This window comes from Pseudomonas sp. S2_C11 (genome assembly GCF_054668395.1).
In genome coordinates this window covers 3,230,814-3,253,394 of sequence record NZ_CP162765.1, presented here as the reverse complement: position 1 = coordinate 3,253,394, position 22,581 = coordinate 3,230,814, and the positions used below count along the sequence as shown (strand labels likewise).

The 22,581-nt window shown below is 61.8% G+C and carries 14 protein-coding genes; 6 read left to right on the top strand and 8 right to left on the bottom strand.

Annotated elements, in window-relative coordinates:
• Window positions 1-717 precede the first annotated feature (717 nt).
• The 5 genes from AB4N48_RS14785 to pvdM all read right to left on the bottom strand — a co-directional run bounded on the left by AB4N48_RS14785 (window position 718) and on the right by pvdM (window position 8,647).
• Entirely contained in the window at window positions 718-3,201 is a 2,484-nt protein-coding gene (locus AB4N48_RS14785) for a TonB-dependent siderophore receptor (RefSeq protein ID WP_252887633.1), read from the bottom strand.
• 115 nt (window positions 3,202-3,316) lie between these two features.
• Entirely contained in the window at window positions 3,317-4,966 is a 1,650-nt protein-coding gene (locus tag AB4N48_RS14780; RefSeq protein ID WP_460093798.1) for a cyclic peptide export ABC transporter, read from the bottom strand.
• Window positions 4,967-5,075: 109 nt separating this feature from the next.
• Window positions 5,076-5,963, bottom strand: coding sequence for a dihydropyoverdine dehydrogenase (gene pvdO, locus AB4N48_RS14775; RefSeq protein WP_353187679.1), 888 nt, complete (start codon window positions 5,961-5,963; stop codon window positions 5,076-5,078).
• Between the two features lie 36 nt (window positions 5,964-5,999).
• Complete coding sequence (pvdN, locus tag AB4N48_RS14770) at window positions 6,000-7,286, bottom strand: pyoverdine-tailoring periplasmic protein PvdN (RefSeq protein WP_460093795.1); 1,287 nt, start codon at window positions 7,284-7,286, stop codon at window positions 6,000-6,002.
• Window positions 7,283-8,647 (bottom strand): pyoverdine-tailoring dipeptidase-like protein PvdM, encoded by a 1,365-nt coding sequence (gene pvdM / locus AB4N48_RS14765; RefSeq protein ID WP_252869110.1) that lies wholly within the window; start codon window positions 8,645-8,647, stop codon window positions 7,283-7,285. Before pvdM ends, pvdN begins: the two co-directional genes overlap by 4 nt.
• A 207-nt stretch (window positions 8,648-8,854) precedes the next feature.
• Between pvdM and pvdP the strand changes: the two genes are divergently transcribed.
• Window positions 8,855-10,480 (top strand): pyoverdine maturation tyrosinase PvdP, encoded by a 1,626-nt coding sequence (gene pvdP, locus AB4N48_RS14760; protein ID WP_460093793.1) that lies wholly within the window; start codon window positions 8,855-8,857, stop codon window positions 10,478-10,480.
• Window positions 10,481-11,008: 528 nt separating this feature from the next.
• Here the strand turns inward: pvdP and AB4N48_RS14755 are convergent.
• From AB4N48_RS14755 to AB4N48_RS14745, 3 genes are read right to left on the bottom strand one after another with little or no spacing between them, the layout of a single operon-like run.
• Window positions 11,009-12,403 (bottom strand): efflux transporter outer membrane subunit, encoded by a 1,395-nt coding sequence (locus AB4N48_RS14755; protein WP_460093791.1) that lies wholly within the window; start codon window positions 12,401-12,403, stop codon window positions 11,009-11,011.
• 7 nt (window positions 12,404-12,410) lie between these two features.
• Window positions 12,411-14,381 carry a MacB family efflux pump subunit gene (locus AB4N48_RS14750; protein ID WP_460093788.1) on the bottom strand — a complete coding sequence of 657 codons (1,971 nt, stop codon included), beginning with the start codon at window positions 14,379-14,381 and terminating at the stop codon, window positions 12,411-12,413.
• Window positions 14,382-15,545, bottom strand: a complete 1,164-nt coding sequence (locus AB4N48_RS14745; RefSeq protein ID WP_122706863.1) for an efflux RND transporter periplasmic adaptor subunit — start codon at window positions 15,543-15,545, stop codon at window positions 14,382-14,384.
• A gap of 280 nt (window positions 15,546-15,825) precedes the next feature.
• Between AB4N48_RS14745 and AB4N48_RS14740 the strand changes: the two genes are divergently transcribed.
• The 5 genes from AB4N48_RS14740 (at window position 15,826) to AB4N48_RS14720 (ending at window position 22,576) form a co-directional block, all read left to right on the top strand.
• On the top strand, window positions 15,826-16,308 hold the full coding sequence (locus AB4N48_RS14740; protein WP_016773904.1) for a sigma-70 family RNA polymerase sigma factor: 483 nt from the start codon (window positions 15,826-15,828) through the stop codon (window positions 16,306-16,308).
• A 133-nt stretch (window positions 16,309-16,441) separates the two neighbouring features.
• The gene (locus AB4N48_RS14735) at window positions 16,442-17,779 is read left to right on the top strand and encodes a lysine N(6)-hydroxylase/L-ornithine N(5)-oxygenase family protein (RefSeq protein ID WP_041478512.1); all 1,338 of its coding nucleotides are present in this window, start codon (window positions 16,442-16,444) and stop codon (window positions 17,777-17,779) included.
• A 674-nt stretch (window positions 17,780-18,453) separates the two neighbouring features.
• Window positions 18,454-21,153 carry a magnesium-translocating P-type ATPase gene (gene mgtA, locus AB4N48_RS14730; RefSeq protein WP_460093785.1) on the top strand — a complete coding sequence of 900 codons (2,700 nt, stop codon included), beginning with the start codon at window positions 18,454-18,456 and terminating at the stop codon, window positions 21,151-21,153.
• 230 nt (window positions 21,154-21,383) lie between these two features.
• Window positions 21,384-21,818: an ANTAR domain-containing protein gene (locus AB4N48_RS14725; RefSeq protein WP_460093783.1), complete on the top strand. Its 435-nt coding sequence runs from the start codon at window positions 21,384-21,386 to the stop codon at window positions 21,816-21,818.
• 125 nt (window positions 21,819-21,943) lie between these two features.
• A complete protein-coding gene (locus tag AB4N48_RS14720; protein ID WP_076567062.1) occupies window positions 21,944-22,576 on the top strand; it encodes a response regulator transcription factor in 633 nt (210 codons plus the stop codon).
• Window positions 22,577-22,581 lie beyond the last annotated feature (5 nt).

Sequence of the window (22,581 nt, the reverse complement as noted above, 5' to 3'; positions counted from 1 at the left end):
GATCCGGGCGCAGCGGCTCCGGTTTGCTTCGCTGCACCTACACTCGCTGTGTTCGACTTCGTCGAACGGTCGCTGCGCTCCCACCCCCGGATCAATCCCTCCACTCAGCCTTCCGACGTCGCCGGTGGATCAAGATCAAAAGCACTCGAGCTAACGCTCATTGTTGAGTGGTGCGGCTTCGCCGCGGGCAGCTGCGCTGCCTTGCTTTCTGTGGGAGCGAGCCTGCTCGCGAAGGCGGCCTGACAGCCGACCGATTTCTCTATGCCCGCGCCTGATCCAACTGTAGGAGCTGCCGAAGGCTGCGATCTTTTGATCTGGCTTTTGCTTTTGCTTTTGCTTTTGCTTTGGCTTTTGATCCGGCTCTTGATCTTTTGCCCCTTCGGCAGGCTTCGTTACGGGATCGATCCGGGGGTGGGAGCGCAGCGACCGTACGACGCAGTCGTACACAGCGAGTGTAGGTGCAGCGAAGCCAACTGGAGCCGCTGCGCCCGGATCGGTCCCGTAACGAAGGTACCCCGAGCCCCAGCGAGCGGGCCGTACGCCGGGGCAAAGCCTTTTTGGTTACTTTTCGCTGGGCCGGCATTCCGGCGTTTGGAAAAAGTGACCCGCCGTAAGGGCGGAACCCTAAGTAGCCTTCACCGCAGCAACGGATATGCCCCCCAATCCCAAAAACCAAAAAGCCCCGCCAAAGCGGGGCTTCCACACAACTAAGAGCAATCAGAAATCAGCCTTCACCGACATCACAAAATTGCGCGGATCACCGTAGAAGTTACCGAACCCCTCGGTACCAATGGTCGCGTAATAACGCTTGTCGAACAGGTTGTTGCCGTTCAACGCCACCGACCAGGTGTCATCAATCCGATAACCAATGCGACCGTTCCAGACCGCATAACCCGCGCCGTCGACATTGTCCCCGCCCAGAGGCGAAACCCGGTAGGTGCCCGTCTGCGCATTGACACCCGCACCAATCGTCACACGGTCCAGCGGCCCGCTCAGGGCGTAATCACCCCAGACGCGCAACAGGTGACGCGGCACGTAGGAGTTGTAGACCGCGCCATCCTGAGTGGCATCGGCATCTTCCAGCACCTTGGTCTGGGTGTAGGTATAACCGGCCAACAGTTGCAGGCGGTCGATCACTTCACCGCTGACTTCAGCTTCAAAGCCCTGGGCGCGGACCTTGCCCGAGTTGATCTGGCACGAACTGTCTTCGCACCGCAGGTCATCCTGGGCCGCATCTTTCTGGATGGTGCGGAACAGGTTGAACGTGGTGTTCAGACGACCGTCGTACCACTCACCCTTGATCCCCAGCTCGTAGCTCTGGCCAATCAGCGGCTTGAGCGTGCTGCCGTCGATGGTTTTGTACGAGCCTTGCGGGGTGAAGATGTCGGTGTAGCTGGCGTAGGCGGTCAGGTTGTCGTTGAGGTCGTAGAGCAGGCCGGCGAACGGTGTGACCTGGCCGGTTTCGGTGGATTGGGTGTTGACCTCGGTGCCCTCGCCACGGAAGTACTGCACCGAGTCAGTGTCGGATTTGTACCAGCTGACCCGACTGCCAAGTACCAGGGTCATCGGGTCGGCGAGTTTCAGGCGGGCGATCGAGTAGGCGCCGTATTGCTTGATGTGCATGTCCACCGGGCCGCCACGGGAGGCGTTGGCCAGGTAGTAGCTTTCATCCGGCTGCGGGATGTTGTGGTTCGGGTTGAACACGTTCTGGCGCTGTGGCAATGCCGCCACCGCGTAGAAGTCGTCCTTGTGCGAACGGCTGGCGTTGGCGCCGACGATCAGTTCGTGCTGCTGGCCGAAGGCGTCGAATTTGCCGTCGACGTAAGCATCGAAGCCGTAGTCGCGCTGATCGTAATCATAGGTACTGCCGAGCATCAGCGTGTTGGTGGCGGTGGCGCCCAACGGCACTGTGCCGCTCGGGAAGGAATATTCCATGTCCTGAGTGTTGCGCGAGTAGACACCGGCGACTTTCAGCGACCAGTCATCGTTGAACTGGTGTTTGACGTCGGCGAAGTAGGTGGCGCGTTTGCTGCGCTGGTTGTTCCACGAGGTGTTCAGGCAGGTGGAGCGTTTCAGGTGCAGGTCGGAGCCGTCGGCGTAGCGCGGCAGGCCGCCCCAGCACGGGGTGGCGTCGACGTCTTCATAGGCCATGCCCAGACCGAGGGTGGTGTCGGGGCTGAGGTCGAAGTCCAGGGCGCCGTAGTAGATCTGATCACGGCGTTCGGCCACGTCGTAGAAATACTTACGGGTCTGCTGCGTCACCACGGCGCGGCCACGGACAGTGCCGGCGTCGTTCAGCGGGCCGCCGGTGTCGACCTGGCCGCGGTAGTTGTCCCAGGTGCCGGCCGATAGCGACAGTTGCGTGTGCGGGGTGTCCTGGCCGCGCTTGCGCACGAAGTTGACGCCGCCGGCGGTGCCGCCCGCGCCCTTCATCATGCCGGCCGCGCCGCGGAGGATTTCCACGCGGTCGTAGATGGCCATGTCGCTGTTGAAGCTGTCCGCCTGCACGTAGCTGCTGCCGATGTCCAGCGGCACGCCGTCGTACTGGTACTGGCCGGTCATGCGGAAACCGCGCGAGTAGAAATATTTGCCGCCCATTGGCGAGTCGTAGACGGTGATGCCCGGGGTCTTCTCCATCACCTGTTCGATGGTGTTGAGGTTCTGGTCGTCGAGCATCTTGCGGGTCATCACCGTGACCGACTGCGGCGTTTCCTTCAGCGAGTGCACGCCTTTGCCGATGGTCACGCCGCCGGTGGTGTAGGAGTTGCTGCCTTCGGTGGTGGCGCCGAGGCGGTTGGCGTTGACGTTGGTCGGCGCCAGTTCCATCGCGCTGCCGCTGGTGGCCGCGCCGAGCACGGTGACGGTGTTGCCGTCACGCTGATAGCGGATGCCGGTGCCGCTGAGCATGGCCTTGAGCGACTCGTCATCCTGATAGCGGCCATTGAGGGCGCTGGAGCGCAGGCCTTGCAGGCTTTCCGGGCTGTAGATGATTTGCAGGCTAGTCTGCTGACCGAGGGTTTGCAGGGCCTGGGCCAGCGGTTGGGCCGGGATATTCAGGGTCCATTCCTGGGCCTGGACATACGGCGCTGCCGCGAGGGTCAGTGCCAGACCCAGGCCGCTACCGGCCAGGCGTGTGCGGGTCGCGCCGTGCATCAGCAGGGCTCGAGTCAGAGGGCGAAGCATGAAACGGGATGCGGACATGAGGTTAAGACCTTGGCAGGTATAGTTGTTAATGGTTCTTATTCATCTCATTAAGACGAGGAAGCCGCGGCAAACCGGAAAAGTTTTTTCTCCGGCCCGGTCGCGGCTGCTTCGATCAGGCGGGTTGCAGTTCGCTTTTGACCTTGCCAGCCTCCATGCGCACCAGTTGATCGGGGACGTCGAAGTAACGGTCGTCGTGGGAAATCACGATGATGGTCTTGCCCAGACGCTTGAGGTCGGGCAGCAGCTCGGTATAGAAGATCCGCCGGAATGTCGGGTCCTGATCCGCCGCCCATTCATCGAACACCAGCACCGGGCGCTCTTCGAGCCAGGCATTGACCAGTGCCAGGCGTTTGCGCTGGCCGGTGGACAGGTCGGTAGTGCTGAAGGCGCCGTCGCGCACGCTGACCTTGTGCGCGATCTCCAGACGTTCCAGGTAGCGGGTGGCATCCTGCGGCACTTCACGATCGCCCTGAATCAGATCATCGAACAGGTAGTAGTCGGCGAAGATCGTCGTGAAGTTCTGCCGGTAATCATCGCGATTGACCGCAGTGATCGGCTTGTCGTTAACGCGAATTTCGCCCTCGGTCGGCGCGTACAGGCCCAGCAGCAATTTGATCAGCGTGGTCTTGCCGCAGCCGTTCTCACCGACGATAAACACAATGTCGCCCTGTTCGATGCGCAGGTTCACCGGGCCGAGGCGGAACGGCTCGCTGCCTTCCACGGGAGGGAAGGCGTAGCGCACGTTGCGCAGTTCCAGGCTGTTGACGGCGGCTGGCTTGCTGCCCTGATCCTGCAGCAACAGGTGCGGCTCAGGTGAAGAGAACTGTTCACTCAGTTCGGCAATGCGGCGGAAGGCAATCTGCGCGCGGCTGATGATCGGCAGGGTGCTGATCAGGTGTTCCAGCGGCCCCTTCATGTACAGCAGCACCAGAACGAAACCGCTCATCACCGCTTTGTCGGCACTCGGCCACAGCGATTGCAGGGCCAGGGCCATGCCGATGACTACGAAAAACAGCATCGAGCCAAATGACTTGGCGATGACGAAGGTGTTGATTGATCTGATCTGGGTATCGCAGATTTTCTCGGCGGTTTTTTGAATGCCGGCGACGAACATGCGCTGGCGACGCGGGCGGTGAATGCGCAGTTCCTTGGCGCCTTCGGCAATTGCGTTGTAGTGCTTCTGCAGTTCGTCTTCGGAATCGCGGGCGGCGTAGAAACCGCGCATGCCCTTGGCCCGGGCGATGGCCTGGATGGTGGTGCCGATGGCGATGGCCACCAGCATCATCAGGAACATCGGCCACGACAGCATGGCCAGATAGCCGAGACAACCAAGGGTCACGGTCATGGAAATCGCCAGCGGCGCGAAGGCGAAGGCGAAGTCGCTGATGGTGTCGACGTCGTGGGTCAGCACCGGAATCAGGCGATGGCTGCGATAGCGTTCGATCTGGTCGATCGGCGCCGACAGGACTTTCTCCCCCAGCTCTTTGCGCAGTTTGGCGATGATGTGCTGGCCGACGTAGTTGGTGCCGATGTCCGACAGGATCGTGGTCAGCAGGGCCAGGGCACACAGGCCGGCGAAGATCATCACCACGGTGCGGGTCAGGCCGTCATCGGAATGCAGGGCGTTGTTGATGGTCGCCAGCAGCACGGTGACGCTCAGGCCGCCGAGCATGCCGAGCACGATGGACGCCGAGACGATCAGGCGGAAGGGCTTGAGCAGGGCGAACAATTCGTTGATCGCCCCACGCGTAGGCTTGGTCATGGAGGATTCCTGCTTCGATGCGGAGGGAGTGCCGGTACTTAAGGAAAACGAATGGTCGCGGAGTTTCTTTAGCCGAGCGCAGGCGTGGCTGCGCTCGTCGAGGGCGGGATCAGAGGTCGCGTACTACGCGAAAGCCCAGCCAGTCGCCCTTGCTGGTCGGCCAGCTGCTGTTGCGGTTGCCCGAGCGGGAGAATATCGGCGCCTCGCCCCAGTCATTGCCGCGCATGACCTGGCGTTCGCAGTTTTCCTGGGTCCATGGGCGACCGTCGGCGGGCACGCCGGAGTAGTCCGGGTGGTAGCAGTCGGCGGTCCATTCGTAGACGTTGCCGTGGGCGTCGAACACGCCAAACGCATTGGCCGGGAAGGTGCCGGCCGGCGAGGTGAAGTTGTAGCCGTCGGCTGCGCCGTAAGTGTTGGCGTGCCTGGAAATCTGGTAATCCTTGCCCTCATCGAACGGGAACGGGAAAGGCCCGGTGCTGCCGCCCCGGGCGGCGTATTCGCGGATCGATTCGCTTTGCAGGCGATAGGCGTGCCCGGTCTTTTTCGACAGCCAGTCGATGTAGCCCTGGGCTTCCGCGACGTTCATGCACACGGCCGGGTCGCGTGGCGTCTGTTTGAATTCCGGCTTGCCGGCGGTGCAGCGGCGGCCGGGGCGGTCATCGAAGTCGTAAGGTTTGTTGCCGGTCTCGCGGACATAGGCGTCCCATTCGCCCACCAGCACCTGCGAGCGGCTGATAGCGAATGGTTTGCTGAACGTCACCGTGTGCAGCGGGCCTTCGTCGGGTTGGCGGCCGACTTCATCGTCCGGCGTGCCCATGGTGTAGCTGCCGGTCGGCAGCACGACCATTTCCGGGCAGTCCTTGCAGTCCTTGAACACTTTACCCGCGGCGGGGCCTGTCGCCGCCTGCGCGGTGCCGGGCATCAGTGCGCCGCAGAGGGCGCTCAGCGCCAGTGCGGGCAGGGCTTTGGAGATGAGTGACGCGTGAGGCTTTTTCATGGGTCGTCTCTTTGAAAGGAAAACGGCAGTCGAGGGTCAGGCACGCAGCTTGGTGCCGAGGATGTCCATGAAGCGATCCACTTCGGCTTCGTTGTTGAGCAAGCCCGGTGCGGTGCGAATCACCGGCCCGACGTCGCGGCTGACCGCGTCGCAGATCACCCGGTTCTGCATCAGCCAGGCCGCCACTTCATCGCTGTCCTGGCCCTTGATCCGGAAGAAAGTGAAGCCGGCGGAGAACTGCGAGTCGAGCGGGGTGACCAGTTCGATGTTGCGGTGCTCTTGCAGGCGTTGCTTGAGGTAACTGTTGAGCTGATGAATGCGCGTCTGCACCTCGGCCTTGCCCAGTTGCAGGTGCAACTTGAAGGCTTCGTCCAGCGCCCAGCGATGCTCGAAGGCGTGGTAGCCGCCCGGGGTCATGATGGTCGAGAAGGCCGTGGCCTCGGAGAAGGTCGGCACGCTGGGGCTGACGTATTTCAGTTCTTCGGCGCGGCTGCAAACGATGCCGGTGCCGCGCGGGCCGAACATCCACTTGTGCGTGCCGGCGATGAAAAAGTCGCAGTTCATCTGCGGGAAACTCAAGTCGTCGACACCGAAACCGTGCACACCATCGACCACGTAAATCAGCCGGTCCTGGTCGTCGCGCTGGCGGTTGTGCTCATCGACCAGCCGCGAAATCTCGCTGATCGGCAGCTTCACGCCGCTGCCGGAATGCACCCAGGTCATGCCCAGCACGCGGGTTTCGGGGCGGATATTGCGATTGATCGTGTCGAGCACCTGATCCAGAGAAATGCTCTGCGGGGTTTCGAACAGCTTGAGTTTGCGCACGCGCGTGCCGTCACGACGGCTGCGGAAATCGAGAATGTTGCGCGTCGAATAATGCTCGTGAACCGTGGTGAGAATTTCCTGATCCGCGCGCACCTGCACGCTGCCGTAGATCATCGCGAGGCCTTCGGTGGTGCTGCCGGTCAGGGCGATCTGCGCCGGTTTGGCTTGCAGATACTGGCCGGCCCAATGGCGCACGTTTTCTTCGCACTTCTCGGTGACGCCCAGATCCCAGTCCATCGCCAGACCCGGATTCAGATCCAGCGCCGCGCGATGGCGTTCGATCGCTTCGCGCACCGGTTTCGGATGCGAGGTGACGAGGAAATTGGCGAAGTGAATCGCTTGGGGATCCTGATCGAACATTTGACGCAACTGCGCCCATTTGTCTCGCGACGCAGTGGGCACGGCAGCGATGGCCGCCGGTGCAGTCAGACTGGCGCCCAGGGGCAGGGCGGCGGCGAGCAGGCTGGCCTGCTTGAGAAAAGTGCGACGATCGGTCATGGCCGGGCCACCTCCTGGCGTGACGCCAGCGCCGGTTTCGCGGCTTTTTGCACCTGATCCCAAACGCGCATGAAGTTGCCGCCCCAGAGCTTGGCGATGTCCGCTTCGGAGTAGCCGCGCTGCAGCAGTTCGGCGGTGACGTTGCGAATCTCGCCGACGTTTTCCCAGCCCTTGATGCCGCCGCCGTCGTTGAAGTCCGAGGCGATGCCGACGTGGTCGATACCGATCTTGCGCACTGTGTAATCGATGGCGTCGCCGAAGTCCTTTAGGGTGGCTTTCGGTTCTTCTTCGAGGATCGCGTAGAGGCCGCTGGCGTATTGGCCGAGCTTCTGTTCCGACCAGGCGGTGATGATCGGATCGCCCGGCATCAGTGCCATGGCCAGATTGGGCAGTGGCGGCAGATCGAAGCGCGCACGCAACGCATTGAGTTTGTCCTGCGTGCCCTGGGTCAGCGGTTTCAGGTACTGCGAGAAGGCGACGACTTGCACCACGCCGCCACTGTTTTTGATCAGTTGCAGTTCTTTGTCGCTGAGGTTGCGCGGGATATCCACCGCCGCCCGTGGCGCCGAGTGCGAGGCCACCAGCGGTGTACGGCTCAGTTCGGCGACTTGCTCGAGGGCCTTGGTCGACATCTGCGAAACGTCGATGATCACGCCCAGATCGTTCAAGCGCTGCACCGCTTGTTTGCCGATGTCCGACAGACCATCGAGGGCGTCGGGCGAATCATTGAAAAACGGCAGCGGCCGCGACGAGTCGGCCCAGCTGTTGTTGCCGATGTAACTGAAACCGAACATGCGCATGCCGCGCCCGGCCCACAGGTCGAGCTTGCTCAGATCATTGCCCAGCGGGTAGGCGTTGAGCATGCTGATGAAAATCGCAAACTTGCCTTCGCCGTGCAGGCGGCGGAAATCATCCGGCGTGTAGGCGATGCCGGCCTGATTGGGAAAGTCGCGGACGATCCCGGAAATGATTTTGTAACGCACCTCCTGCTGATTGCGCGCTTCTTCGACAAAACCCTCGGTGGGACGGTGCGGGGCGTTCGGGCCGTTCCACATTTCCGGCCAGCCAAACACCGTCAATGCTGCGCCGGACAAGCGTCCGCGATTGGCCTTGACCAGGTCGAACTGGCCCGAGCCATCCTTGTCGGCTTCGTGGTCGTGGCTGCCGAAACTCAGCGGCACGGTGATGTGGCTGTCGAACGACAGCAGGCGCTCCTGCAATTCAGTCGCCTGTTTCATCACCTTCACCGGGTAGCCGGGGTTGTTCAGGTAATCCCAGGCCAGAAATCCTGCGCCGGCACTGATCGCCAGGGCCAGCGGCAGGCCGATGAATAGAGCCTTTTTCCAACGCGGTTTTGTCATTGCCATCTCATTCAGGTTCGCCGTCGAGGTGCAGGCGCAGGGGCCTTTGCTATCTGGGAAGAACGAGTGGCCGCAGGGCTAATTTAGGTGTGCGTTACAAATGCCCGGCAGCGGCGCAGGGATGTTTTGCCGGCGGCGTAAATTTCCCCGCCGAGCAAACGTTCTAGCTTGGATAAAGCCTGCTTCATGGCTGACACAGGTAGGGCAATGACGATCTCTCGACGCTGGTTCATGGCGGGCATGGCACTCACGGGCGCCGCGCTGCCTGCCGCTTTTTATGCACATCGTGAATTGACCCGCGAGGAGTTTCCGATCACCCCGGGCGAGGCCACGGTCGATCTGGCGGACACCGCCGGGCAACAGCTGGCGGACAATTTGCGTGGGGTCTGGGACATTCGCTTTACCGGTGCGGCGGCCGGGCTTGATGGTCTGCCGGCGCAAGGTCTGGAACTGTTTCTCGACATCGCTCATCGTGGGCGCGGCCTGCGCGGTTATCTCGACACCGGAGCGAATCTGCGTGCCGAAGGGCCTGTGCGTTATCAAGTGGTTGGCGATCTGGCACCGGGCAACGGCGCCGAGATGTATTGGCGCCTGCTGCGCACCGATGAGCCGCTGGCGCCACCGGTGTATGAATTAAAAGTCAAACTGGATGAGGTCTGGGCGGCGTTCGGCAATGCCGGCAGCGCCACGTTCACCGGGCAAGTGCTGCGTCTGAATCGGCCGTTGGCGTTGCCCGAGCTGGACAATCAATTCATCGCCATCAAACGGCGTTTTCCCGAGGCCCGTGAACGCACCGGGCTTAATCCGCAACTGTTGGCCTGGCTGGTGGCGCCCGAACATCGTTTGTTCCATCAGCTCTGGCACGCCACCCGCGACAAGTGGCACAAGCTCCCGGAGAAAAAACGCGAAGCGCTGCGCGGCATCGGCTGGCAGCCCGGGCCGCGTGACAAGGAGCGCGACGCCCGTGGGCCAAGCAAGGATCGCAATGGCTCGGGCGTGGATTTTTTCTTTATGCATCGGCACATGCTAGGCATCGCCCGCTCGATGCAGGATTTGCCTTCCTGGCCGGCGTTCCCGCAGCCGCAGCCTGAGCTGGAACGGGACCGACAGGGATTCGCCCGCTATTTCGACAATCACGACGGCAATTCCCTGCCGCCGACCTGGCTGGCCGAGGGCGATGACGAGTACACCAAGTGGGTCAGCGACATCAAAGCGGCGGAGACTTTCCAGAGCAATTTCCTGGTCTGGGAATCGCAGTACCGTGACCCGCGTTACTTGTCGAAATTGACCCTTGGCCAGTTCGGTTCGGAAGTCGAACTGGGCCTGCACGACTGGCTGCACATGCGCTGGGCTTCGGTGGCGCGTGACCCATCCAACGACATTCCAGTGCCGATGGCGCGCGATCAGGCGGACTTCGCTGCGCGCTGGTATGCGCCGGAAAACGACTTTCTCGGTGATCCGTTTTCCTCCCATGTGAATCCGGTTTTCTGGCGTTTCCATGGCTGGATTGATGATCGCCTGGAAGACTGGTTCCGCGCCCATGAACGTTTTCACCCGGGCGAAGTGAGTCGTTTGGAAGTCAACGGCGTTCCGTGGTTTGCACCGGGACGCTGGGTGGAAGTCGCCGACCCCTGGCTCGGCCCCGACACCCACGGCTGCAGCACCGTGCCCGGGCTGCAAGTCGGACGCTCAGTGGAGATGGACCCGGAGACCATGAAGCTGGCGCTGCGTATCACTTTTGGCGACGAAGACAACATGACCGAGCTGTTCCGCAAAGTGCCACAGCGCCCTTGGTATGCGCGGCACCTGAAGGTCAAGGGCCGACAGCTCTAGATTGGTTCAACACATACTCAGGATAGGTCGCAATCCCCTTGTGGGAGTGAGCCTGCTCGCGATGGCGTTGTGTCAATCAGCTGCTATGCCGGATGACCCACCGCCTTCGCGAGCAGGCTCACTCCTACAGGGGGTATTTATGGTGGCGTACATATCCATCGCTGCGGTAACGACTACCTAAGGTTTCGCCCTTACGGCGACTCACTTTTTTTACAAACGCCTAAAAAAAGTAAGCAAAAAAACGCTTGCTCCTGCGTTCGGCCCTCGCAGGCTCGGGTTCCTTCGCTGCGGGATCGATCCGCTCAGCCTTCCGACGTCGTCGGTAGATCAAGATCAAAAGCACTCGAGCTAACGCTCATTGTTGAGTGGGGCGGCTTCGCCGCGGGCAGCTGCGCTGCTTTGCTTTTCTGTGGGAGCGAGCCTGCTCGCGATAGCGATCTCAAAGATACGAATGAACAGCAGATTTACCCTGATCCCTGTGGGAGCTGGCTTGCCAGCGAAGGCGTCAGTTCAGTCGACGCATCGCCCTCAGATCACTTCCCAACCACCCCCCAACGCTTTGTACAAGGCAATGCTCGCCTGCAAGCGCGACAGGCGCAGTTGGACGTTCAGGTCTTGCGCCGCATACAGCGTGCGCTGGGTTTGCAGGACGGTGAGCAGGTCTTCGGCGCCGGTCTGGTAGCGACTCTGGGCGATGTCGAAGGCGGTTTGTGCCTGGCTCAGTTCTTCGCTTTGCCATTGCCGTTGTTCGTCGAGGCCACGAATGCTGCTGAGGGCTTTTTCGACGTCGGCGAAGCCGTTGATGATTGCCCCGCGATAGGTCTCCAGCAGTTCATCCTGTCGGGCCTTGGCCTTGTCGCGTTCGGCGCTGAGGCGGCCGTTGTTGAAGATCGGCGCGGTCAGCCCCGAGGACAGGTTGTAGAACGTCGTGCGCAGCAGGTCGGCGGCAAGGTCGGCGCCGCTGCCGAGGCTCGCCGTCAGGGTGATTTTCGGCAGCATCGCGGCGCGGGCGACGGTGACATCAGCCTGGGCTGCCGCAAGCTTGGCCTCGGCACTGGCAATGTCCGGGCGGCGGCTGAGCAAGTCGCTCGGCACGCCGCTGGCGATGTCCGGCCAGTGCAATTGGGCGAAGGCTTGCTCGGGCAACGGCAACGCTTGCACCGGTTGGCCGAGCAGGGCGGCGAGGCTGATCAGTGCTTCGCGGGCCTGTTGTTGCACCAGCGGCAGGCGACGCTGTTGTTCCGCCACCAGGCTTTTCTGCTGGGCCAGTTCCAGCGCAGTGGCGCTGCCGGCGTCGAAACGGGTCTGCACCAGATGCAGCACGTTTTGCGCATTAGCCAGATTGAGTTCGGCGATCCGCGCCTGCTCACGCAAGGCCAGGGCCTGGGTGTAACTGTTGGCGACGCCGCTGAGCAAGGTCAGCTCGACGGTGGCGCGGTCGAACTCGCTGGCCTGCACACCGAACACGGCACTGTCACGCGCGGCACGCTTGCCGCCCCAGAAATCGATTTCGTAACTGGCGCTGAGCTCGGCGTCGTAATAATCCAGCGAGCGATTCTCGGGACTGACATCCAACTGGCTGTAGCCCTTGCCGTGGATCAGTTTCTGCCGATTGGCATTCAGCCCGGCCTTGAGTTCGGGCAGCAGCGGGGCGCCGGCGATGGTTGCGCTGGCTTCGGCCTGTCTGACCCGAGCCACGGCGGCGGCGAGGTCGTAGCTGCCCAGCCGCGCCTGTTCCACCAGCCGCTCCAGCTCGGGGCTGCCGAATTGCGTCCACCATTGTCGATTGCTCTGCAGCGCGCCGTGGCTGTCGGCGGACTGCCACGCGCTCGGTGGCTGCACGCCGCTGTCCAGGCGCGGCGCCGGGCTGCTGCAGGCCGCCAGTAGCAGGCTGGCGGCGAGGAACGTCAGTCGCACTTTCATAGGTCGATCATTCACTGGTAAGGGCCGTGACCGGGTCAAGCCGGGCAGCTTTGCGGGCCGGCATGAAGCCGAAGATGACACCGGTGACCAGCGCACAGGCAAACGCACCGATCACTGCCAGCGCTTGAAAGGCAATCGCCACGCCGCTGAGCAACAACACGCCGCCGACCAGCAGCGCCAGGCCAATTCCGGCGATACCGCCGACCACCGAGAGCATCAATGCTTCAGTGAGAAACTGACGGAGGATGTCGCGCTGACGGGCGCCTGTGGCCATGCGAATACCGATCTCGCGGGTACGTTCGCGCACGGTCATGAGCATGATGTTCATCACGCCAATGCCGCCGACCAGCAGGGAAATTGCTGCAATCGCCCCCAGCATCAGCGACAGCGTGCCTTGCGTGCGCGCTTCGGCCTGGATCATCGCGGCATTGTTGGTCAGCTCGAAATCCTTCTTGCCGTGGTGCCGACGCAACATCGCCTGTTCGATGGCCTGTTCGGCGTCCTTGACCTTGCGCGCATCCTTGGCCGCGATCACCACGTATTGTGGATTGCGGCTGCCGAACAGGCGCGTGCTCGCCGCCGAATAGGGCACGGCGATGCGGTTGTCGCTATCGGAGTCGCCGGAGCTGGCGCCTTTTTCCGCAAGCACGCCGAGGATCTGGAACGGCACGTTTTCGATGAGGATGTATTGACCGATCGGGTCGGCGACATCCTTGAGTAACTTGTCGCGGACCTTGGTGCCGATCACCGCGACGGCGGCGGCGCTGTCCTCGTCGGCCTGGGTGAAGTAGCTGCCCTGAATCACCGGCCAGTTGAAAATCTGCGGAAAGTTGGTGTCATTGCCGCCGACGTAACTGCTGTGGTCGGCGTTGCCAAAGCGCACGCCGGCGGTCGAGCCGTTGACCGGCATGATGCGCTCCACCTGGGGCAGGGCGGACAGTTCGGCGACATCGTCGAGGGTGATGATGCCTTCCGGTGTACGCGGGTTCGGCGCCGAGCCGCTGAGGTAAATGATGTTGGAGCCGAACGCGCCCATTTGCGCCATGACCTGACGCTTGCTGCCTTCGCCGACGGCGAGCATGACCACCACCGAGGCCACGCCAATGACGATGCCCAGCAGGGTCAGCGCGGTGCGAAAGCGGTTGATCCACATCACTCGCCACGCCGCTTGTACAGCGTCGACCAGTTCACCTTTCCAGGCGCCGGTCTGGCTGCTGCCGTTGCTCAGGCGCTGGCGCAGGTCGACCGCTTGCAACGCCCCGGGATTGGCCACAGGCGGCGCGCACGCGTGCTCGGCGCTGTCGCTGATGATCAGGCCGTCGCGGATTTCGATGATGCGTTTGGCCCGTTGCGCCACTTCGCGGTCGTGGGTGATAAGGATCACCACATGGCCCTGATCGGCGAGTTCGTCGAGCAGGGTCATCACTTCAGCGCCGCTGTGGCTGTCGAGGGCGCCGGTCGGCTCGTCGGCGAGGATGATGTGGCCGCCGTTCATCAGCGCACGGGCAATCGACACCCGCTGTTGCTGGCCGCCGGAAAGCTGATGCGGACGATTGCCGGTGCGAGTGCCGAGACCGAGACGTTCCAGCAGCGCGTGAGCTCGGGCATGGCGCTCGGCGGCCGGGGTGCCGGCATAGATCGCTGGCATCTCGACGTTTTCCTGCGCCGAGCCGGACGGGATCAGGTGATAGCCCTGAAAGACAAACCCGAAGGCTTCGCGGCGCAGCCAGGCCAGTTCATCGCTGTCCAGATGCGCGACATTTTCCCCGGCGAACAGATACTCGCCGCTGGTGGGACGGTCGAGGCAACCGAGGATATTCATCAGCGTCGATTTGCCCGAACCGGAGGCGCCGACAATCGCAACGAACTCGCCGGCATGGATCGACAGATCGATCCCGCGCAGCACTTCCACCAGCGGGCTGTCATCACCGCCATAGGCTTTGCGGATCTGCCGCAGATCGATCAGGGGCGTGTGCATTCAGCCTCCATGACCAGTGGCCGGCGCGCTGAGAACATGCTCGCCCTCGGCCAGACCTTCGAGCACCTGGGTGCGCAGGCGATCGCTGATGCCGGTGCGTACTTCACGCGCCTGAATATCGCCGTTGGCAGCGACGATCTGCGCCCGCTGCCACTGCGGACGCGAACCCGGTTGCAGGGCGGCAGTCGGCACGGTCAAAGTGTCTTGCGCCTGTTGCGCGACAAAGAACACCTGGGCGGTCATGTCGGTCATCAGGCTGTTGTCGGCGTTATCGACATCGAGCAGCACGGTGTACAGCACCACCCGTTCGCTGCCACTGCGACCACTGTTGGGGCTGCCGCCCTGGTTCTGTTCGAGCGGACGTGGTGGCACCGGCAGGATCTGCCGCACCGTGCTGCTCCAGCGCCGAGTGCCACCGCTGAGGGTGGTGAAGTAGGCGGTCATGCCCGGTTTGACGTGGCCGATGTCGGCCTCTGAAACCTCGGCCCACACCGTCATCGGCGACAGCCGGGCGATGCGCAGGATCAGCGGGGTCTGTTGTTGCGCGTTGAGGGTCTGGCCTTCCCGCGCACCGACGGCGACCACGGTGCCGCTCATCGGCGCATAGATGCGCGTGTAACCGAGTTCGGCCTCGTCACTGCGCAGGCTGGCCTGGGCCTGACGGATCTGCGCCTGGAACATGTCGATGCGCGCCTGGGTTGCGCGAACCTCGGCGCGCGCGGTCTGCACGTCTTCTTCGCGGGTGGCGCCACCGGCGGCGAGTTTCTGCTGGCGCTGGTATTTCTGCTGCGCCAGATCGTGCTGGGCGCGTTGCTCCTGCAACTGCGCCTTGAGGTTTTCGATGGAAAAGCGCCCGGCATCGAGCTTGGCTTTCTGTGTCGACGGGTCGATTTCCACCAGCAACTGGCCTTCCTTGACCGTATCGCCAGCCTCGACGTGAATCTTCTGAATCTGCCCCGAAGCCTGTGCGCCGACATCCACATAGCGGCGCGGCTGCAAGGTGCCGAGCGCCGTCACGCTGTTTTCGATATCGCCGCGGCTGACCTGCACAGTGGCAACGGCGTCGCGACCGGGTGGCAAGACTTGCCAGGCAGCGACGGCGATCACGGGAATCAGACAGAGGGCGGCAAACAGCGCGCGACGGGCGGGGCGGGGACGATTCATGCAGGGTTCCGGCCAGTGGTTGCGGCCCGTCGCAAGGCACGACAGACACAGGGGCTGTCATGTAAACGAGGCATGGGCGACGGAATTTAGCCGCAGACACATCGAGTTACCGCACGCCGGGCGACGACTATTTGTCCGGGATATGGAATCAACTCTTTAAATCTATATGAGAATTACTATAAATTACGTACCTCAAGTTGCCACTATCTTGCTACTGCGTGATCCGCAGGTCTGATCAGTGCGCTCAAGGACAGAAACGGCATCGATGCGGTCGGGAGTCATGTTGGAAAACTACTATCGTGAGCTGGTGTGTTTCCTCAACGCCAGACTGGGCAACCGTCAGGTCGCCGAGGATGTGGTGCATGACGCCTACGTACGCGTGCTGGAGCGCTCCAGCGAGGTGCCGATCGAACAACCACGGGCCTTCCTTTATCGCACCGCATTGAACCTGGTCATCGACGATCACCGCCGCAACGCGCTGCGTCAGGTCGAATCGCTGGACGTGCTCGACAACGAAGAGCGCTATTTCACCCCGTCCCCCCACGGCACCCTCGATCACGGCCAGCGTCTGGAAATGCTCCAGCGCGCACTGGCCGAGCTGCCGCCGCTGTGCCGCGACAGTTTTCTGCTGCGCAAGATCGAAGGAATGTCCCATCCGGAAATCGCCCAGACCCTCGGCATCTCCCGGGCGCTGGTGGAAAAACACATCGTCAACGCCATGAAACATTGCCGCCTGCGCATCCAGCAATGGGATGGCCAGTGATCCGCGCCGGTTAAATTTCCTTTCATCGTCCTCGTTCCTACTCAACAGACGACCTGCTGACCTGATTCAGGCCGGTCAGGCCACCCAGGCTTTATTTCCCCGCGTTGAGGGGTTCATCCAGAGGACACTGGAAATGACACAGGCAATTGCATCGCCCATCGTTCACGACCTGATCGGCGTCGGTTTCGGCCCTTCGAACCTGGCACTGGCCATCGCCCTGCAAGAGCGCGGCCGGATCCAGGGCGAACTGGATGTGCTGTTCCTCGACAAGCAGGCCACCTACAGCTGGCACGGCAATACATTGTCGACGCAGAGCGAGTTGCAGATTTCCTTCCTCAAGGACCTGGTGACCCTGCGCAATCCGACCAGCCCGTATTCTTTCGTCAATTACCTCAAGCACCACGGGCGTCTGGTCGACTTCATCAACCTCGGCACTTTTTATCCATGCCGCATGGAGTACAACGACTACCTGCGCTGGGTGGCCGGGCAGTTCACCGAGCAGAGCCGTTATGGTGAAGAAGTGCAGTTTATCGAACCGGTGTTGCACAACCAGCAGGTTGAAGCGCTGCGGGTAATTTCTCGGGGCAGCGACGGCCAGCAATTCGTGCGTACCACACGTTCGGTGGTGGTCAGCGCTGGCGGCACACCGCGCATTCCGGAGGCGTTCAAGGCGCTGAAGGGCGATCATCGCGTGTTCCACCATTCGCAGTATCTGTCGCAAATGGCCAGACAGCCTTGCGTGAACAATCAACCGATGAGCATCGCCATCATCGGAGGCGGACAGAGCGCGGCGGAAGCCTTTATCGATCTGAACGATTCATTCCCGTCGGTGCAGGTCGACATGATCCTGCGCGGCTCGGCCTTGAAGCCTGCGGACGACAGCCCGTTCGTCAACGAAGTGTTCTCGCCGGAATTCACTGATCTGGTGTTCCAGCAGAACAGCGTCGAGCGCGAGCGTCTGGTCAACGAGTACCACAACACCAACTATTCGGTGGTCGACATCGACCTGATCGAACGCATCTACGGCATCTTCTACCGGCAGAAGGTTTCCGGGATTGCCCGCCATGCGTTCCGCACCCTGACCACCGTCGAGAGCGCCACTGCGACGGCAAACGGCATCGAACTGGCCGTGCGCAACAATGCCACCGGCGAAGTCACGGTACGGATTTATGACGCCGTGGTGCTGGCCACCGGTTACGAGCGGCAGATGCACCGCAAGTTGCTCGCGCCGCTGGAGGAATATCTCGGCGAATTCGAAGTCGATCGCAACTACAAACTGATCACCGACGAGCGCTGCAAGGCCGGCATATATATGCAGGGCTTCTGCCAGGCCAGCCATGGCCTGAGCGATACGCTGCTGTCGGTGCTGCCGATTCGCGCCGATGAAATCGCTGGCTCGTTGTACGAGCATGGCAAACAGCGCGGGCACAGCCGTTCCGTGGCGGAGCTGTTGTTGGCGACTGCCAGCTGAATCTGCATCGCCTGACATATCGCCTTCGCGAGCAGGCTCGCTCCCACAATGGTTCTGTGAACGCAGGCCAGAATGTGGGAGCGAGCCTGCTCGCGAAGGGGCCATGGAAAGCCCCACATATGATCGTTCCCACGCTCTGCGTGGGAATGCAGCCGGGACGCTCCGCGTCCCTTTCAGAAGCCGAACGCGGAGCGTCCGATGAGGCGTTCCTACGCTGAGCGTAGGAACGATCGCGGGGAAATTCTGAACCCTTCCTGAACACCCCCCACATTCCCGGCAAACACCTCTTCCAGCCGTTTCGCTGCGGGCGTAAGCTGCGCGCGTTTTCATCAATTGCGGAGACCCACAGTGGGTACTTGTTCGAGTGACAGTTGTCGGCCGGTCTCGATCACCGGCAGATTCTCGGCAAGATAACGCGCAGTCTTTCTCTGCCGTTGTCTCGCCGTAACAGCGAGCAGCGGCATCCCGTGCACGACCCGTTCCGGAACGTGTCTCGACGTCCTTCTCAACGACGCTGAACCAAGCGTGCTGACGACCTCAATCGTCATCGCCGCCTATCGACACGCCTGTCATTCCCGACGGGCGCGCCAAGCCTTGCCGCGCCGGTTGTCCCGGTGCCAGGGCGCGGCGGTACCTGCTCGACGGTTTCCCGGCTGACCACAGGGGACACAGCCATGAAACTCACGCTCAAGGAATTTTTCGCAGGCTTTCTGCGCAGCCGTCACATCGCCCGGCACTTCCGTCGTCTGGCGTTGCTGGATTCGATCAACGACACCAGGGTCAGCCGTGAAGTGCCGCCGACGCTGGCCAGTACGCTGGTTGCTGCGGCCCATGCCGACAGCGCCGCGTTGCTGTCGTCGTTGGGCACGCACGGCGAGGGGCTCACCGAGGTCGAAGCCGATGCACTGCGTGCGCAACACGGCCTCAACGAAGTCGAACACGAGCAGCCACTGCCGTGGTGGACCCATCTGTGGCACTGCTACAAAAATCCGTTCAACCTGCTGCTGACCTTGCTCGCGGTGATCTCCTGGCTGACCGAAGACCTCAAGGCGGCCGTGGTGATTTTCTCCATGGTGGTGCTGTCGACGCTGCTGCGCTTCTGGCAAGAGAGCAAATCCAATCAGGCCGCCGATGCGCTCAAAGCCATGGTCAGCAACACCGCCACGGTGCTGCGCCGCGATGGCCCACGCCGGGAGCTGCCGATCAAGCAACTGGTGCCCGGCGATCTGATCGTACTCTCGGCCGGCGACATGATTCCCGCCGATTGCCGCGTGCTCAGCGCCAAGGACCTGTTCGTCAGCCAGGCAGCGATGACCGGTGAATCGATGCCGGTGGAGAAATTCACCCGGTACACCGATCGCGACACGCGTAACTCGCTGGAGCTGGACAACATTCTGTTCATGGGCACCAACGTTGTCTCCGGCAGTGCGATTGCGCTGATTCTCACCACCGGCAACAGCACCTATTTCGGTGCGCTGGCGCAACGGGTCGGCGCGACGGACCGCGCGGTGACCTCGTTCCAGCAGGGCGTCAACAAGGTCAGCTGGCTGCTGATCCGCTTTATGTTCGTCATGGCGCCACTGGTGCTGTTCATCAACGGTTTCACCAAGGGCGACTGGACCGAAGCGCTGCTCTTCGCGCTGTCGATTGCCGTCGGCCTGACTCCGGAAATGCTGCCGATGATCGTCACCTCGACCCTGGCCAAAGGCGCCGTGTTCCTGTCGCGCAAAAAAGTCATCGTCAAACGCCTCGACGCGATCCAGAACTTCGGCGCCATGGACGTGCTGTGCACCGACAAGACCGGCACCCTGACTCAGGACAAGATCTTTCTGGCGCGTAATGTCGACGTCTGGGGTGAGGATTCTGACGCTGTGCTGGAACTTGCCTACCTCAACAGCTACTACCAGACCGGCCTGAAAAACCTGCTGGATGTCGCCGTGCTCGAACACGTGGAAGTCCATCGCGAACTCAAGGTCGGCAGCGTGTTTCGCAAGGTCGATGAGATCCCGTTCGACTTCAATCGCCGGCGCATGTCGGTGGTCGTGGAGCGCCGCGGTCAGCCCCATCAATTGATCTGCAAAGGCGCGGTGGAAGAAGTGCTGGCGGTGTGCAGCCGGGTGCGTCACGGCGAAGTTGATGAGGCTTTGAGCGATGAATTGCTGGCGCGGATTCGCCAGGTCACCGGAGCCCTCAACGCTGAAGGTCTGCGCGTGGTGGCGGTCGCGGCTCGCTCAATGGCAGAAGGGCGCGAGACTTACAGCCTGGCTGATGAACAGGAACTGACGCTGATCGGTTACGTGGCGTTCCTCGATCCGCCGAAGGAAAGCACCGCGCCAGCGCTCAAGGCCTTGGCCGAGCATGGCGTGGCGGTCAAGGTGCTGACCGGCGACAACGAGCTGGTGACGGCGAAAATCTGCCGCGAGGTCGGCCTCGCGCAACAGGGTTTGCTGCTGGGCAATGACATTGAGCGCATGAGCGATGCTGAGCTGGCAATGGCGGTCGAGACGACCAACGTCTTCGCCAGACTCACGCCGTCGCACAAGGAGCGCATCGTCCGTGTGCTCAAGGGCAACGGCCATGTGGTCGGGTTCATGGGCGATGGCATCAACGACGCGCCGGCGCTGCGCACCGCCGACATCGGCATTTCCGTGGACAGCGCGGTGGACATCGCCAAGGAAGCGGCGGACATCATCCTGTTGGAAAAAAGCCTGATGGTGCTGGAGGAGGGCGTGCTCGAGGGGCGGCGCACCTTCGCCAACATGCTCAAGTACATCAAGATGACTGCCAGCTCCAACTTCGGCAATGTGTTCTCGGTGCTGGTTGCCAGCGCGTTCATCCCGTTCCTGCCGATGCTGCCGATGCACCTGCTGGTGCAGAACCTGCTCTACGATATTTCGCAGATCGCCATTCCGTTCGATAACGTCGACGACGAGATGCTGAAACGGCCGCAGCGCTGGCAGCCGGCTGACGTCGGGCGCTTCATGCTGTTCTTCGGCCCGATCAGTTCGATCTTCGACATCACGACATTCGCCTTGATGTGGTACGTGTTCGACGCCAATACCCCGGATCACCAGACGCTGTTCCAGTCCGGCTGGTTCGTGGTCGGGTTGCTGACCCAGACGCTGATCGTGCACATGATCCGCACGCCGAAGATTCCGTTCCTGCAAAGCCGCGCCGCCATGCCGCTGATGGTGATGACGGCGATTATCATGGCAGTCGGCATCTTCCTGCCCATGGGCCCGCTGGCGCATTACTTCAAGTTGCAGGCATTGCCGTCGCTGTATTTCGCGTTTCTGCCAATGATTCTGCTCGCGTACATGGCCCTGACCCAGGCAGTGAAGGGCTTCTACATCCGTCGATTCGGCTGGCAATAGCAGCCATGGGATGCTCTCCCCTGTGGGAGCGAGCCTGCTCGCGAAGGCGCCGTGTCAGTCAATAAATTTCTGACAGGTATACCGCCTTCGCGAGCAGGCTCGCTCCCACAGGGGATATTGATGCGTCAGGGCCGCCGGATGAATGAGCGGATTTTTAGGAAAAGTCCTACAGAGCTATCCCCGACGCTTGCGTAGTCTTGCCCTCCCCAAACCTCACCGGGAGAATGACCATGAGCAACAAAGCGTTGCGCATCCTGATCGCCGACCCGCAGCATTTTCATCGCATGAAAATCGAGCGCCTGTTCAACTCGCTCGGCTACTACCGCGTCGCCCCGGTGCAGAATCTCGGCGAATTGTTGACCCTGGTCGACTACGGCTGCGAGCCGTTCGATGTATTGGTGATCAATGCCGAGCTGGCGGCAGGCTCCCTGGATCTGTCGGGCTTTCTGCTCGATCACCCACAGGTTCGCCACGCTCTGATCTACAACGAACCGTCGGCGCCCTTGCAGGCGGTTGCGGGGTTTGCTCAGGAAAACGCGCAGATCAGCCCGACGCCATTGCCAAATTCACAGCTCATCGGGCAGGTGATGGCGAGAGTCGAAGCTTGCGACGAACGCCAGGCACCGCCCGACTCTCACGCGTCGTTGCGCCATGCCAATGCATAAAAAACCACTCTGCACAACTGTCAGACCTGACAGGTGATTCTCTTGCTCATCCATGTAACAGTGCCGGCGCAGCCACCGACTCCGGGACAGACTGTTGCGGTGTCTTCGATTTTGCAGGAGTACCAATGAAGTCAGCGCTGATCGTCGATGATCACCCAGTCGTGCGCGCGGCCATTCGCATTGTCCTGCAGGCTCAAGGCTTCACGCAGATTCATGAAGCGTCCAATGGCAATGAAGTCGTGCCGTTGATTTGCGCGCATGATCCGCACCTGGTCGTGCTCGATCTCGGCTTGGGGTCCATGGACGGGCTGGAAGTGCTGGCGCGAATCCAGATCAAAGCGCCGACGGCACGCTGCCGGATCCTGGTGTTCAGCATGCATGAGCCCACGCATTACCAGGAGCGCTGTCTGCGCGCGGGCGCGCGGGGTTACGTGACCAAGAGCAATCATCTGACGCTGCTGCACGACGCTATCAAGGCGCTGATGTCCGGCCACACCTATTTCTCTGCGTTGCCCAATACCAGCGGTCTGTACAACGCGGTGCAACGCACTGAACAGGAGCTGATCGCTCAGCTGTCCGATCGAGAGTTATGCATTTTCGTGAACCTGGCGTTGGGCAAACCAAACAAAGCCATCGCCCAGGAGATGCACCTGAGTCACAAGACCGTCAGCACCTACAAGACCCGCATGATGGCGAAACTTGGCCTGGGTTCGCTGGTGCTTCTGCGTGAGTTTGCCAAGCGCAATCACTTGATCTGAGTACC